Source organism: Spirillospora sp. CA-294931, from assembly GCF_050946795.1.
Taxonomy (GTDB): Bacteria; Actinomycetota; Actinomycetes; order Streptosporangiales; family Streptosporangiaceae; genus Spirillospora.
Genome location: NZ_CP192006.1, coordinates 8,376,352 through 8,388,661, shown reverse-complemented (window position 1 = coordinate 8,388,661; position 12,310 = coordinate 8,376,352). Strand labels below are relative to the sequence as shown.

Here is a 12,310-nt window from a genome sequence, read left to right as displayed (position 1 = left end):
AGTGCGGAGGGATACGCCGTAGGACCCTAGCAACACGGGCAAAGCTACTCAAGGCGGGCCGCAACATTAAGCGGCCTTTACCTTGGGCGCCTATTGTTGGATGACCGAATTCATCAGGACGGCACAACCGCCTTGACCTGTGTGAGGTGCAGCGCGGCAAGGACGGCGGCCCGGACGATCGCGGTCGGCTTGTAGAGATCTTTGTCATGCCAGAGCGCGGGCGCGTCGTCCTCCTCGCCGTCGCGCAGCGCGAGATGCCGCTGGAGGTGCGGCCGGGCCGCGGCCGCCGCCCGTCCGATCGCGCCGTCGCGGCTGGGGCCGGTCAGCAGGAGGACCTGGACGGCGTAGGCGGTCTCCTCGGCGGTGCCTCCCCAGCGGCCCCAGGAGCCATCGGGACGCTGGGTGTCAAGGATCCAGCGGCGGGCGGCCGCCACCGCATCTTCCGCGCGTTCCCCGCCGAAGGTGTGCAACGGAATGGCGCAGCAGGCCGTGGCGTAGTAGGGCGAGGCGTGCCAGCGGTCCGTCCAGTTGCCGTCGGGCGCCTGCTGCTCGCACAGCCACGTGCTCACCTTGCGGACGGCCGCCCCGTAGGCGCGCCCTGACTCCTCGTCGAGCTGCCGGGATGGGACGGACCGCAGGTATTGGCCGAAGGCTTCGAGCACATGGGCGTTGGTCGTGAGCGATGCCCCGTCCTCGCCCTCCCAAGTGCAGAAATGCGTGTCGAGCTCGTAGGCCCACAACGGATCGGGCCGGTGCGGGGCGCCCAGCAACGCCAGGGCGTAGAGGGCACCCGAGGTGGTGTCGGCGTCGGCGGGCAGCCCGGCAGCGGCGGGCGTTCCGGTCGGGCCCAGCGGCGCCGTCAGGCTCAGCACCAGTTCGGGGTGGACGACGAAGCTGATCCCGGCGCGCACGAGCCAGGCCAGCACCCAGCTCCGCTCGAACACCGTCAGCGGGTAGCCGCACGGGACGGGACCGCCGTGGTCGGCCGCCACGGTCTCCAGATGCCAGCGCGCCGGGCTGCTGGACGCCAGAGGCTCGCGGTCGCCCAGCCAGGCCGCGGTCGCCGCGGGCGAGGCGCCGATCGTCCCGGTCGGCTCGGTGCGCAGATTGGGCAGCTCGACGGCCGTGTCGCCCGCGACCTCCAGCGCGTGCACCAGCTTGGTCGGGACGGTTCCCCCCATGGCCAGCAGGCGCCTGACCGCGGTCAGCTTCGTCCCGTCCAGGCCTTCGGGCGCGGTGAGGCGGTGGCCCGCCCACGCGCCGAGCCCGTCCACCGGACGCTCCCGCAGCGCGGCCAGATGGTCGTTGATCAGCTCGATCAGGTACGGGGTGATCAGCTCGATCGCCGGCATGTCGGGCAGCGGATGTTTCCATGGCCGCCCGTCCAAGATCGGGGACATGGCCCTCAACCCTCGGCTCGCGGCCTCGGCGAGGCGGGGCCTGTCGGCCGTCACGGGCTCGGTCGCCGTCGCGGTGCCGGAAAGGAGGCAGAGCAGCGCCTCGATCGCGCTGAGCGTCGGCACCAGGGCGTAGCCCCGGTCAGGAGCGGTCCACAGGCCCTCGGGACGCTGGCGTTCCAGAAGGAAGGAGACACGTCGGTCGTGGCCGGTCAGCCAGGGTGTGAGGGACACCAGCCGCGCGGTCTCGTACACCGAGGGTGAGACCTGGCCCCAGGGCCGCATGCGCAGCCCCGCGAGGAGTTCACGGGCCGACTCGGTGATCCTCGCGGAGGAGGGGGTTCGGGGGGCGGCCGGGCCTTCGGGGGCGGTCGTCGTCATGCGGGGGGAGAGTTCCACGTTCTCGCCTTTCACATGGTTCCCCAGAGGTCTGAGAGGCGACGAGTGCTCGCGCGCAGGCTCATCGGGCGATCCATGTGGTCGGCATGCTCGCGTTGGATGCCACGCCCTGTTCGCGGTGCGTTCGCGCTGCCGAGGCAGTTCGGCGCGGGGGGATTGGCGCGGGAGAACACATCCCGGATCTCCGGTTGCACGGGTGAAACCGTAAAGCGGACAGGGAAGGTATAAGTATGTCTATTTGCGACGAAGTATTACAGCATCATAGTGATCGGACAAGGACTAACCCTTGATCGTCGAAGTGCGGAGTGATGTTGATCACTATTTTGTCCTTGGTTTGAGTCGAAGAGAGCGTGAATCCTGTGGGCCAAGTCGAGAGTTTGTAGCTGATTATGCAGTTCGCCCTCACAAGGGCCCCGGTTCGAATAAATATTCGATACCCGTGGACGCTATCGATCCAGGCGTCTCGCGGCGCCCGGACGGCGGCGATAGAGGTAAGTGATCTTTCCCCTTGAAGCCATACTTTCGGGGTCTTCCGGGGCGGAGGGTGGGCGTGTGTCGATCAAGGACACGTTTCCGTCCCTGCTTGGAAGGGAAGTTCAGGATGTTCGCTGTGAGACGCGTGGTCGCGATCGCCGTGTCGGGAGTCGTGGCGGTGTCGGTGGTGCAGGTCGGAGCGGCGGCGGCGCCGCCGGAGTCGAACTGGGAGGTTGAGACGCTCCCGGCGACGCCCGGTGGGGTGGCGACCGTGGTGACCGTGACCGAGGGGTTCCCCGACCGGGACGTGTGGGCCTTCGTGAACCGGCCCGACGGGCGGACGGGCGCGCTGCGCCAGCACGGCTGGGACGCGGCGTGGCAGGCGGCCGAGGTGCCCGACATCGGCCGGGTGGCGGGCGGGACGCCGTCCGGCGCGCATCGCGGCGGTCCGCAATGGGTGGTCGGCGCGCGCGGGCTGCTGCGCTGGGACGGGCAGAAGTGGGAGAAGCTCGCCCTGCCCGCCACCCGGCTGCCCACGGAGTTCAGTGACATCACCAGCGGGGGCGAGGCCGACGCCTGGCTGGCGGGCACCGAACGCGCGCCGGGACGTTCCTATCGGCGGGGCGTGGTCTACAAGTTCGACGGGACGAACTGGTCGCCTGTCGAGATCCCCCGGGAGACGCTTCCCGAAGGGACGACGCTCCGGGCGATCCAGGGCAGCGATCTCACGGGACTGACGCTTGCCGGGACGCACCACACCCGGGAGGGAGACCGCGCCCTGATCCTCAGCAGCCTCGAAGGCGCCCCCTGGGTGCGGGCCTCGGTGCCGCCGCGTCCCGGGTGGTCGGAGTCGCTCACCACCCTGCACACCCGCTGCGTCGGCGGGTGGACGGCACCGGCGGGCGGCCAGGGCAGGCGACCGCTGATGTACTGCACCGAGGACGGCTGGCAGAGCCCGATCCGCAAGGACCTGCCGGACGTCCGGGCCGAGCTGACCGGGATCGCCGACCTATACGGCGGGATCTACGCCGTGGGCCACACCGCGGACGGACGGACGTTCGGCGTCGACACCGGCCTGCCCGACCTGCGGGGCGTGCGCATCGCGGGCACGTCCGGCTGGCTCGCGGGCAACGCCTGGACGTTCGGCACCCGGTATGACGCGCAGGGCCGTCCGTCCGCCCTGATCATCCGCGAGAAGGGCTGAGGTCAGCCCTTGAGCTCGGAGGCACGGGCGGTTTGCGGGTTCAGCCGGGTGGGCAGCAGCTCCGACCACGAGCGCTGGGAGGAGATCTTGAGGCGCCCGGTCGCCTTACGGGAGCCGCAGTGGGCGACCACGTTGTAGCTGCCGTCGCGGAGCCCCGGCCGGATGTGGGCCGTCCCGTATCCGGCTGCGGCCTTTCCGCCGAGCGTGACCTGCCCGGTGAACGCCTTGGAGGACGCCGTGTGCCGCTCCCGTCCGACCGAGCAGCCCGCCACGGCGATCTCGACGCTCTGCCCCGGTTGCGCCACTCTCGGGTTGAAGGAGATCTTCCCTCCGCCGGCCGTCGCGCGGCCGGCGGCGGGGGCCACCAGGCCCCCGGCGATCAGTGCCGTTCCCAACACGGTGATGCCGAGCACGCGCAACCGAACACTCCTCAGGCGGGGGGACGTGACTCACGGCACTTTAGTGCTTATGGATCTCTTGCTCTACAGATGTCGCCCAAGCCGGGAAAGTTCGGCGTGTCCTATCCCGCCTTCTCGGGCACCCGATCCGCGGGTGGGACGGGAGCGGCACGGCGCGAGCGGTGGCGCTCGCGCAGACCGTCCGAGGTCAGCATGACCAGGGCCGTCCACACCAGGACGAAGCCGATCCAGCGGCTGGCGGGCATCTCCTCGTGCTGGATCAGCAGGCCGATGAGGAACTGCAGGAGCGGCGCCATGTACTGGAGCATCCCGATCGTGCTGAGCGGGATCCGGATCGCCGCCGCGTTGAAGAGCATCATCGGGATCGCGGTCACCAGCCCGGCGCCCGCGAGCAGCACCGCGTGGCCGGTGCCGTTGTGCCCGAACTCCGCGGTCCCCTGTGCCTGGAGCGTCACGGCGAGCACGAGGGCCGGGACGAACATGACGGCCGTCTCCACCGCGAGGCTCTCCGCCGACGGCATGCTGACGAACTTTTTGACCAGGCCGTAGGTGCCGAACGAGACCGCGAGGCCGAGCGCGATCCACGGCAGGCGTCCGTAGTCGATCGTCAGCACCACCACGGCCACCGTGCCGACCCCGATCGCCGTCCACTGCCAGGGCCGCATGCGCTCGCCGAAGACCAGGACGCCGAAGAGCACGCTGATCAGCGGGTTGATGAAGTACCCGAGGGCCGCTTCGATGGTGTGGCCGCTGTTGACGGCGTAGATGTAGAGGCCCCAGTTGAGCGAGACGACCACGGCGGCCAGCGCTAGCAGCCCGAGCTGCCTGCCGGTCAGACGCCGGATCCAGCCCCAGTTGCGCTGGACGCCGAGGATCGCGACCACGGCCACCAGGGACCACATGATCCGGTGAGCGAGGATCTCGGTCGCGCCCGCCGGCTTCAGGAGGGGCCAGTACAGCGGGAACAGCCCCCAGAGCAGGTAGGCCGAGAACCCGAATACCATTCCGCGACGGTCCACCACATTCGGCACATTACCGGACGTAAGCAGCCATAAATACGACACTGATGACGTCAGGGGGAGTCATGAGCACGCGAGACAGCTACGACGAGGTCGCCGATCTCTACGCCGAGCACTTCCTGGACGAACTGGAGGCCAAGCCGCTCGACCACGCCCTGCTCGACCTGCTCGCCGCCGAGACCGGAGACCTCGGCCCCATCGCCGATCTCGGCTGCGGCCCCGGGCACGTGGCCCGCCACCTCCACGACCGGGGCGCCGACACCCTCGGCATCGACCTTTCGCCCCGTATGGTCGAACTCGCCGCCGAGGCGCATCCCGGCATCGGCTTCCACGTCGGCGACATGCGCGAGCTGCACGTCCCGGACGGCGCCTGGGGCGGCATCGTCGCGTTCTACTCGATCATCCATCTGCCGCCGGCCGACCTGCCGTCCGTGTTCGCCGAGTTCCGCCGCGTCCTGCGTCCGGGCGGGCAGATCCTGCTCAGCTTCCATCTGGGGGACGAGGTGCGCCACATCGATGCCTGGTGGGAGCGTCCGGTGGCGCTCGACTTCCAGTTCTACCTGCGTCCGGAGATCGAATCGGCCCTCGAAGGTGCCGGATTCACCGTCCAGGCCTACGCGGAACGCGCCCCTTATCCGGGTGAAGTGGACACCACCCGCGCCTACCTCCTGGCCAGGCGTTTCCATAGAGAGTCCAGCTTCGGGCAAGAGGAGGTATAGGTCCGGAACCCTGCTGATTGTCATCTTTAGCCACGGGTAGTGAGTTCATGGTGATCACGAGACACTTCGTGGAATCCCAGGGGGGAGATACGCCATGACGACTCAGGACAGTGGCCTCATCGGCATGCAGGTCGTCGGCAACGACGGCGAGGAAATCGGCACGGTATCGCAGATCATCGGGGCCGAGGGGACCGGGGAGCCAGAGTGGCTCGTACTCAAGTCCGGCCTGTTCGGCATGCGTGAACGGGTCGCACCGTACGCGGGGGCGCGCAGCGCCGAAGGCAAGATCATGATGCCCATGGGCCGCAACATCGTCCGGGAGAGCCCGCACGTCGACCTCGACGACGGGCTGACCGCTCCCGACGAGGAGATGCTCGTCCGGCACTACGGCCGGGGCCCGCACGGCGCCATGCTCACGCAGCAGAGCCAACAGGCCTCCGGCATGAAGCCGGGGGCCTCGCCGATGGCGGGCTCGAAGCAGTCCGCTCCGCGCCCGACGGCCAGCACCGCGCAGCGGCCCACGGCCGCTCCGGCCGCCGCGAGCACGAGCACGGCCGCGGGCACGGGACGTGTGACCCAGGGCCGCCAGCAGGCGGCCTCGGCCTCGGCCTCCGCCTCCGGCGATGTCGAGGTCGTCCGCTACGAGCAGCGGATGAGCGTCGCCAAGGAGCAGGAGGAGGCCGGCCGCGTCCGGATCCGCAAGGTCATCGAGAGCGAGCCGTTCGAGCAGACGGTCGCGTGCATGTCCGAGGACTACGAGGTGATCCGGGAGCCGATCAAGGACGGCCGTCCCGCCACCCACGAGATGGTCCAGGACGAGCAGGAGATGATCCTGCACCGCGAGCGCCTCATCGTGACCAAGGTCTCCATTCCCGTCGAGCGGGTCCGGCTGCGTCGCAAGATGACCGAGACCCACGAGAAGGTGCGCGAGACCCTGGCCAAGGAGCGCATCGAGGTCGACAAGGTCGACATCCCGTCCCAGCCGTCCTCACAGGCCAGGACAAGAGGTTCGTCGGCCACCCGCTGACATTCGCGGCCGGGCAGTAGCCTGCAAGGTGTGTTCGCCAAGACCGAGATGATCACGCCGGACCGGGCACTGCCCGGCCGCGACGAGCCCATCGCCGTCCCGCCTCGCCACGAGGTCCTCGGCGGCCCGCTCGCGCCGCCCTACCCCGACGGAGCCGAGATCGCCGAGTTCGCCCTCGGCTGCTTCTGGGGCGCCGAACGCAAGTTCTGGCAGACCCCCGGGGTCCTCTCCACCGCCGTCGGCTACCAGGGCGGCTACACGCCCAACCCCACCTACGAAGAGGTCTGCGCCGGCCTGACCGGCCACACCGAATCCGTCCGCGTCGTCTACGACCCGGCCCAGGTCACCTACGCCGACCTCCTGAAGGTCTTCTGGGAAGCCCACGACCCCACCCAGGGCATGCGCCAGGGCAACGACGTCGGCACCCAATACCGCTCCGCCATCTTCTACCGCACCGAAGCCCAGCAGAAGACCGCCGAAGCCTCCAAACAGTCCTACCAGCAAGTCCTGACAGCCAACGGCTACGGCCCCATAACCACCGAACTAACCAAGGCCCCCGACTTCTACTTCGCCGAGCCCTACCACCAGCAGTACCTCTCGGACACCAAGAACCCGAGCGGCTACTGCGGCCTAGGCGGCACCGGCCTCTCCTGCCCCACAGGAGTAGCCCCCACCAACTAAGCCAAAGACCCTCGTCCCTCGACACTCTCAATCGTCGCTCCACCCCGCGCCCCTCAAAGGCAAGGCCCTCGCTCCGCTCGGACAGCCCCCTTTGGGGCTCCGCCCCAAACCCCTGTGGGGGGCTCCGCCCCCCAGACCCGAGAAGACCAAGGCCCAGAGTTACAAGATCAGCCGAGGTAGGGGCCCTTCGCCTTTCAAGGAATCGAGCCTCAACCGCCTCGCGGGCCTACTCGCGGGCGCCACCCTGTACATCTACCTGACGCACTGGCAGGATCCGCTGGTGGACGGGCACTCCGAGGTCCTGGCGCTGCCGGTGTCCATCGGGGCGGGCATCGCCTACGCGGCGCTGGCCACCCGGGTCATGCGCCTGCTGCGCCGCTCGAATCCCGCCGTCCGGCAGGCTCTGTAGGGACCGACGCGAACAGGGCCTCGGGGTAGGCCGGACGCGGCAGGTCCCAGTCGCTCTCCGGGTGGGTGCCCTGGGCGCGCGAGCCGCCGAGCGTCACCGCCCGGACGCCCGCGAGCCCGGCCAGCCGGGCGGCGAAGTGCTGCTCGTTCATACGGGGTCCGTTTCCAGCGGGATCTCGACGGGTGGTGAGGAGTGTGTCAGCTTCGCGCCGGTCACGTGGTGGGAGCCCAGCACCTCGGCGATGATGCGGACGGCTCGCGTCAGGTCGTCGCGGACGCTGATGCTCACCGTGGTCTCTTTGGTGATGTAGGAATCGGTGGCCGTGTCCTTGGTCATGATCGAGCCGGTGATGGCGGCGGCGCCGAGCTTCCCGGGGGCCAGGGCCGCCGCGATGGCGTCCTTCACGGCGAGTGCGCCCGCGTCGCCGGGGACGCACAGGTCGAGGTCGTGGGTGGTGGCCGTGGCCAGCGGGCTCGGGCCGAAGGTGCTGGCGATGTGGGCGCCTCTCGGCAGGCCGTTCAGCTCCTCGGCCTGCCAGGCGAGTTCGACCGGGTTCTCGGCGGTGAGGGGGGCCCGCCAGGACGCGGTCGCGGTCTGGACGACCTCCTCCGCCCGGGCCATCAGGGTGGCCCACTGGGTGAACGGGAAGTCCTCGTTGTCCTCCGTGCGCAGGCTGTACAGGCCGTAGTGGTCGTCGTCCTGCCGGACGGTCCAGTGGCCGTCGTTCTCGTCCCAGGTCACGGCGCTGGAACGCAGGTCGCGCCGGTCGAACCAGTCCCGGGCGGACGGCCAGTCGGGAGCGTCCGCGGGCTTGAGACGGGCGAACGCCGCCTCCAGGAGCGGGGTGATGGCGTCCAGGTCGTCGCCGTAGGTGAGGAACGCGAAGCGGGACAGCAGGGCGAGGGGCGCGCCGGGGTGGGGGAGCGACGGGTCGCGCAGGGCCAGGGCGCGGCAGAACAGATCGAGTTCGGACCAGCGGAAGAGATGCGGATGCCAGTGGGCCTGGTCGTCCCACGCGACCTCGGCCGGTTCGTCCAGCCCGGGGGCCACCAGGGCCAGGGAGTGGTACCCGGCCGAGATCCCCACGTCGAGGACGAGCCCGAGGCCGTCGTCCAGCATGAAGGGGATCTCCTGGTCCTGCTCCTCGCCGAGGAGCGCGTCGTTCTCGTCCTCGAAGAGGTACGCCGACCAGAACGCGGGGTCCGACAGGTGGGGAATGGGCATGGCCCGATTCTTCCGGAACAGAGCGGCTCCCGACCGTCGCGGGACGATCGGGAGCCGCGGCAAGGCCCTAGCAGGCGCAGCCGTGCAGGATCCAGGAGAGGTTGAACTTGCGGAACACCAGGGCGTGCGGGGCGCCGTTGCTCCCGTTGTTCAAGTTGGTCTCGACCAGGGCGCCGATGTGCCAGTCGGACGTCTTGGTCATGCTGGAGTAGCCGCCCTCGGAGCCGCCGCCGACCGGGTCGGGGCCGTCGGAGAGGGGACGGCTGCGGGGCCAGGTCCTGGCGTTGTCGTAGCTGATGCGGGCGCGCATGTGCAGGCGTGACCCGGTGTCGGCCGAGTTGAGGAAGATCGTGCGGGCCGGGGCGTCGGTGTTGTACTGCAGAACCGACGCCTGCATCATCGGATCCAGCAGCTTCTGGTCCGGGGTGAACGCGGAGAAGGGGCTGGTGACGCTCGTCCCCCGGGAGACCCAGCGCCGCTCGGCCTGGGCGTCGGCGGCCGTGGTCGCGCGGTCGTTGCGGTACAGCGTCCTGTCGGCCAGTTCGGTGATCGTCGCCTCGCTGGTGTCCTCGGCGAGCTTCTGGACGTGCCAGGTCCTGCCGTGGTCGGTGCTGTAGATGTTGCGGTGCTGGGCCGGGATGATCAGCACGCCGCCCGAGGTCTGGATCCCGTTGCCGGGGCCCATCGCGTCCCAGGCCCAGTCCTTGCCGTCGGCCTTGGTCTTGGGCAGCAGCGCCTCGGTCATGTCGGTCGGGGAGGACGAGCCGTCCAGGCCGGTGAAGCTCTGGCCGTCGTCATCGCTCTTCATGACGAACGTCCGGCGCTCGCCCCACTTGGTGATCGCGGTGGTGGGCTCGCCCGTGTCGGGGTTCGGGCCGCCCTTCTGGCTCTTGTCGTGGGCGTTCCACGACAGGAACAGCCAGATGGTGCCGGTGGAGCGGTCGATGACGGGGGTCGGGTTGCCCCACGTCCCCATCCCGGCTCCCACGGCCTCCTTGAGCGACGACCAGGTCTTGCCCTGGTCGGTGCTGCGCTTGTAGAGCAGGTTGACGTTGCCGTAGTCCTTGTTGCTCTTGGCCCGTCCCTCGGCGAAGGCCAGCAGCGTCCCGTCGGTGGTGCGAGTGATCGCCGGGATGCGGAACGTGTGGTACGAGACGCCGTTCAGGCTCTCCTTGAACTCGCCCTTGAACAGGACCGAGGCGGTGTGCGACTGCGGGGCGGACGCCGCCGGGTCCTCCGCCGCACCGGCCGTCGTCGTCCCCGCGATGGCGGTGGACACCAGGGCACCGGCGACGATGACGGCGCGCCTTCTGGCAATGGCCACGAATAACCCTCCAAGTACCGCCCTTGACTGGTTGAGCCCGCGAATCTAGCCGCCGCCGGTGAACGGGAAGCGGGCTCTCCCCCGCCGATGATCATGAAGCGCCTGGTCGAGGGAGTGTGACATCGCGGGAGGGTGGGATTGTCCACAATCAGGGGCGCCGCTGGCCGTAGATGTGGACGGCCTGGCCTCGGTATTCGGTGTCGCGCAGATGCCGGTGCCCGATCCGCTCGGCGACGGCGACGGAGCGGCGGTTGGCCGGGGTGATGACCGAGATGACCTCGTCGGCGTCCAGCTCGGTGAAGCAGTACGCCAGGGCCGCCCGCGCGGCCTCGGTGGCGTACCCCTTGCCCCAGTGCGCGCGGGCCAGGCACCAGCCGACGCCCAGGCCGGGGAAGCCGTGCGGGCGCCAGGGCCCGGCGCGTCCGGCGAAGCGGCCGGTGGATTTCTCCACCACCGCCCAGTGCGAGAAGCCGCGGATCTCGCGGTGGCCGATGAAGGTGGCCAGGCTCCGCCAGGCGTCGGACGGGGAGGTGCCCACCGTCTCGGCGAGACCGCCCGCGACCTGCGGGTCGGCCAGCATCGCGGCGTAGTCGTCGAAGTCGTCGCCGGTGAGGGGGCGCAGGACGAGACGTTCGGTCTCCAGTTCGGTCATGATCGGATTGTGCCTCCGGGGGAGGACGGATTGGAGACGCGCATGGACATCCGCCGGGCGGTTCCCGACCTGCGGGCCGCCGACCTCGCCGCGAGCCGGGGCTTCTACGAGGCGCTCGGCTTCGAGGAGGTCATGAACCTGGGCTGGGTCGTGAACCTGGCCTCGCCCACCAACCCCACCGCCCAGATCCTGCTGTTCGGCCCGGACGCCACCGGCCCGCAGCCCGATCTCAGCGTCGAGGTCGGCGATGTCGACGCGGCGCACGCCGCCATGGTCGAGGCGGGCGCGGAGATCGTCTATCCGCTCACCGACGAGCCGTGGGGCGTCCGCAGGTTCTTCGTGAAGGACCCCGACGGCCACGTCGTCAACGTGGTGAACCACCGCTGAGCACCGGAGAGCCCGCGAGGCCTCTCGCCGCCGACACGCGGCGGGGCGCGTCCGCGAATGCTTGCGCGAGACCTCGCCGGTCACGTCGTCCACGTAGTGGACCACGCTGAGCACCGGAGAGCCCGCGGGGCCTCTGGCCGCCGATGCGCGGCGGGGCGCGTCCGCGAGTGCTTGCGCGGGACCTCGCCGGTCACGTCGTCAACGTGGTGAACCAGCGCAGAGCCTCTCGTCACCGGCGAGCGGTGGGTGCGTGCGTTGGCCAGTGAAAAGCCCGCAGGGCCTCCGGGAAGGGAGGCCCTGCGGGCTTGTCGGACCCCGCGGGAGGCGGGAGGAGTTCTGCGCTCAGTACGGCAGGAGACGTCCGGATGGCGTGCGGAGATCGAGCGGGCCGGGTTGACGTGGCGGTCTGGGGCGCTTGATGAGCTGCTGCCGTGCCATGGTGATCATCTCCCCCGTTACGGCGAGCGTTAACCCGCCGATCGAGCCGATGTCGTGCTCACTTTGTCTGACGCGCCTGCCGGACGTGAGGTTCAGCGAGCTTATGCGACAACCTCGGCCCGTTCGACCGATTTTCCATAACCCGATATCGCACTCTGTGTCGGACGGGACGCGTGGAGTAGTTACTTGTCATACTCGGCCTGAAGTTTCTTGGGCGCGACCTGGCGCCAGGAGTCGACGAGGATGGCGCGGAGCTCCTCGTCGTCGATGGCGTCGAGGTGCACGCGCAGCCAGTTGTACTTCGGGTCGTGACCCTCGCGGATGAAAAACTTGTCCGGCTCGGCGAGCAACATCGCGGGCCGCTCCTCCATCGGGAACCGGAACGCCAGATGGGGCCGCTCACTGTCGGGCAGCGCGGCGAACATGCCCTTGCGCAACCGGAACGTGGGCATGCCCCAGGAGATCCGTTCCTCGGTTCCGGGCAGGCTCAGGGCGAAGTCTCGTGCGGTATCCGGGTCGCTCATGTGCCTATAAGAC

Annotated in this window: 13 protein-coding genes and 1 pseudogene; 6 read left to right on the top strand and 8 right to left on the bottom strand. The window is 69.5% G+C overall.

The features are described from left to right. Positions 1–113: 113 nt before the first annotated feature. On the bottom strand, positions 114–1,778 hold the full coding sequence (locus ACQPY4_RS38035; protein WP_433329569.1) for a prenyltransferase/squalene oxidase repeat-containing protein: 1,665 nt from the start codon (positions 1,776–1,778) through the stop codon (positions 114–116). Positions 1,779–2,397: 619 nt separating this feature from the next. On the opposite strand from ACQPY4_RS38035, the gene ACQPY4_RS38030 reads away from it, so the two are divergent. Beyond that, positions 2,398–3,474: a hypothetical protein gene (locus ACQPY4_RS38030; protein WP_433329567.1), complete on the top strand. Its 1,077-nt coding sequence runs from the start codon at positions 2,398–2,400 to the stop codon at positions 3,472–3,474. Between the two features lie 2 nt (positions 3,475–3,476). Here the strand turns inward: ACQPY4_RS38030 and ACQPY4_RS38025 are convergent, their stop codons facing one another. Continuing rightward, entirely contained in the window at positions 3,477–3,893 is a 417-nt protein-coding gene (locus tag ACQPY4_RS38025; RefSeq protein WP_433329565.1) for a hypothetical protein, read from the bottom strand. Positions 3,894–3,994: 101 nt separating this feature from the next. Continuing rightward, positions 3,995–4,897, bottom strand: a complete 903-nt coding sequence (gene rarD, locus ACQPY4_RS38020; protein WP_433329563.1) for an EamA family transporter RarD — start codon at positions 4,895–4,897, stop codon at positions 3,995–3,997. A gap of 80 nt (positions 4,898–4,977) precedes the next feature. Between rarD and ACQPY4_RS38015 the strand changes: the two genes are divergently transcribed. The 4 genes from ACQPY4_RS38015 to ACQPY4_RS38000 all read left to right on the top strand — a co-directional run bounded on the left by ACQPY4_RS38015 (position 4,978) and on the right by ACQPY4_RS38000 (position 7,748). Beyond that, positions 4,978–5,631 (top strand): class I SAM-dependent DNA methyltransferase, encoded by a 654-nt coding sequence (locus ACQPY4_RS38015; RefSeq protein ID WP_433329561.1) that lies wholly within the window; start codon positions 4,978–4,980, stop codon positions 5,629–5,631. Between the two features lie 94 nt (positions 5,632–5,725). Continuing rightward, the gene (locus ACQPY4_RS38010; protein ID WP_433329559.1) at positions 5,726–6,658 is read left to right on the top strand and encodes a DUF2382 domain-containing protein; all 933 of its coding nucleotides are present in this window, start codon (positions 5,726–5,728) and stop codon (positions 6,656–6,658) included. Positions 6,659–6,706: 48 nt separating this feature from the next. After that, positions 6,707–7,339 (top strand): peptide-methionine (S)-S-oxide reductase MsrA, encoded by a 633-nt coding sequence (gene msrA / locus ACQPY4_RS38005; protein WP_433339186.1) that lies wholly within the window; start codon positions 6,707–6,709, stop codon positions 7,337–7,339. Positions 7,340–7,430: 91 nt separating this feature from the next. Then, positions 7,431–7,748 (top strand): hypothetical protein, encoded by a 318-nt coding sequence (locus ACQPY4_RS38000; protein ID WP_433329557.1) that lies wholly within the window; start codon positions 7,431–7,433, stop codon positions 7,746–7,748. Positions 7,749–7,788: 40 nt separating this feature from the next. Here the strand turns inward: ACQPY4_RS38000 and ACQPY4_RS37995 are convergent. From ACQPY4_RS37995 to ACQPY4_RS37980, 4 genes and pseudogenes are all read right to left on the bottom strand, one after another. Then, positions 7,789–7,899: pseudogene (locus ACQPY4_RS37995) on the bottom strand (nucleotidyltransferase domain-containing protein); the annotation flags it as partial. Then, positions 7,896–8,972, bottom strand: a complete 1,077-nt coding sequence (locus ACQPY4_RS37990) for a hypothetical protein (protein ID WP_433329555.1) — start codon at positions 8,970–8,972, stop codon at positions 7,896–7,898. The pseudogene ACQPY4_RS37995 and the gene ACQPY4_RS37990, both read right to left, overlap by 4 nt. 67 nt (positions 8,973–9,039) lie before the next feature. Then, positions 9,040–10,296: a sialidase family protein gene (locus ACQPY4_RS37985; protein ID WP_433329553.1), complete on the bottom strand. Its 1,257-nt coding sequence runs from the start codon at positions 10,294–10,296 to the stop codon at positions 9,040–9,042. Between the two features lie 148 nt (positions 10,297–10,444). After that, complete coding sequence (locus ACQPY4_RS37980) at positions 10,445–10,948, bottom strand: GNAT family N-acetyltransferase (protein WP_433329551.1); 504 nt, start codon at positions 10,946–10,948, stop codon at positions 10,445–10,447. A 42-nt stretch (positions 10,949–10,990) separates the two neighbouring features. Here ACQPY4_RS37980 and ACQPY4_RS37975 point away from each other — a divergent pair, with 42 nt between their 5' ends. Next, the gene (locus tag ACQPY4_RS37975; protein WP_433329549.1) at positions 10,991–11,335 is read left to right on the top strand and encodes a VOC family protein; all 345 of its coding nucleotides are present in this window, start codon (positions 10,991–10,993) and stop codon (positions 11,333–11,335) included. Between the two features lie 620 nt (positions 11,336–11,955). Here the strand turns inward: ACQPY4_RS37975 and ACQPY4_RS37970 are convergent. Beyond that, positions 11,956–12,297 carry an MmcQ/YjbR family DNA-binding protein gene (locus tag ACQPY4_RS37970; protein ID WP_433329547.1) on the bottom strand — a complete coding sequence of 114 codons (342 nt, stop codon included), beginning with the start codon at positions 12,295–12,297 and terminating at the stop codon, positions 11,956–11,958. Positions 12,298–12,310: the final 13 nt, after the last annotated feature.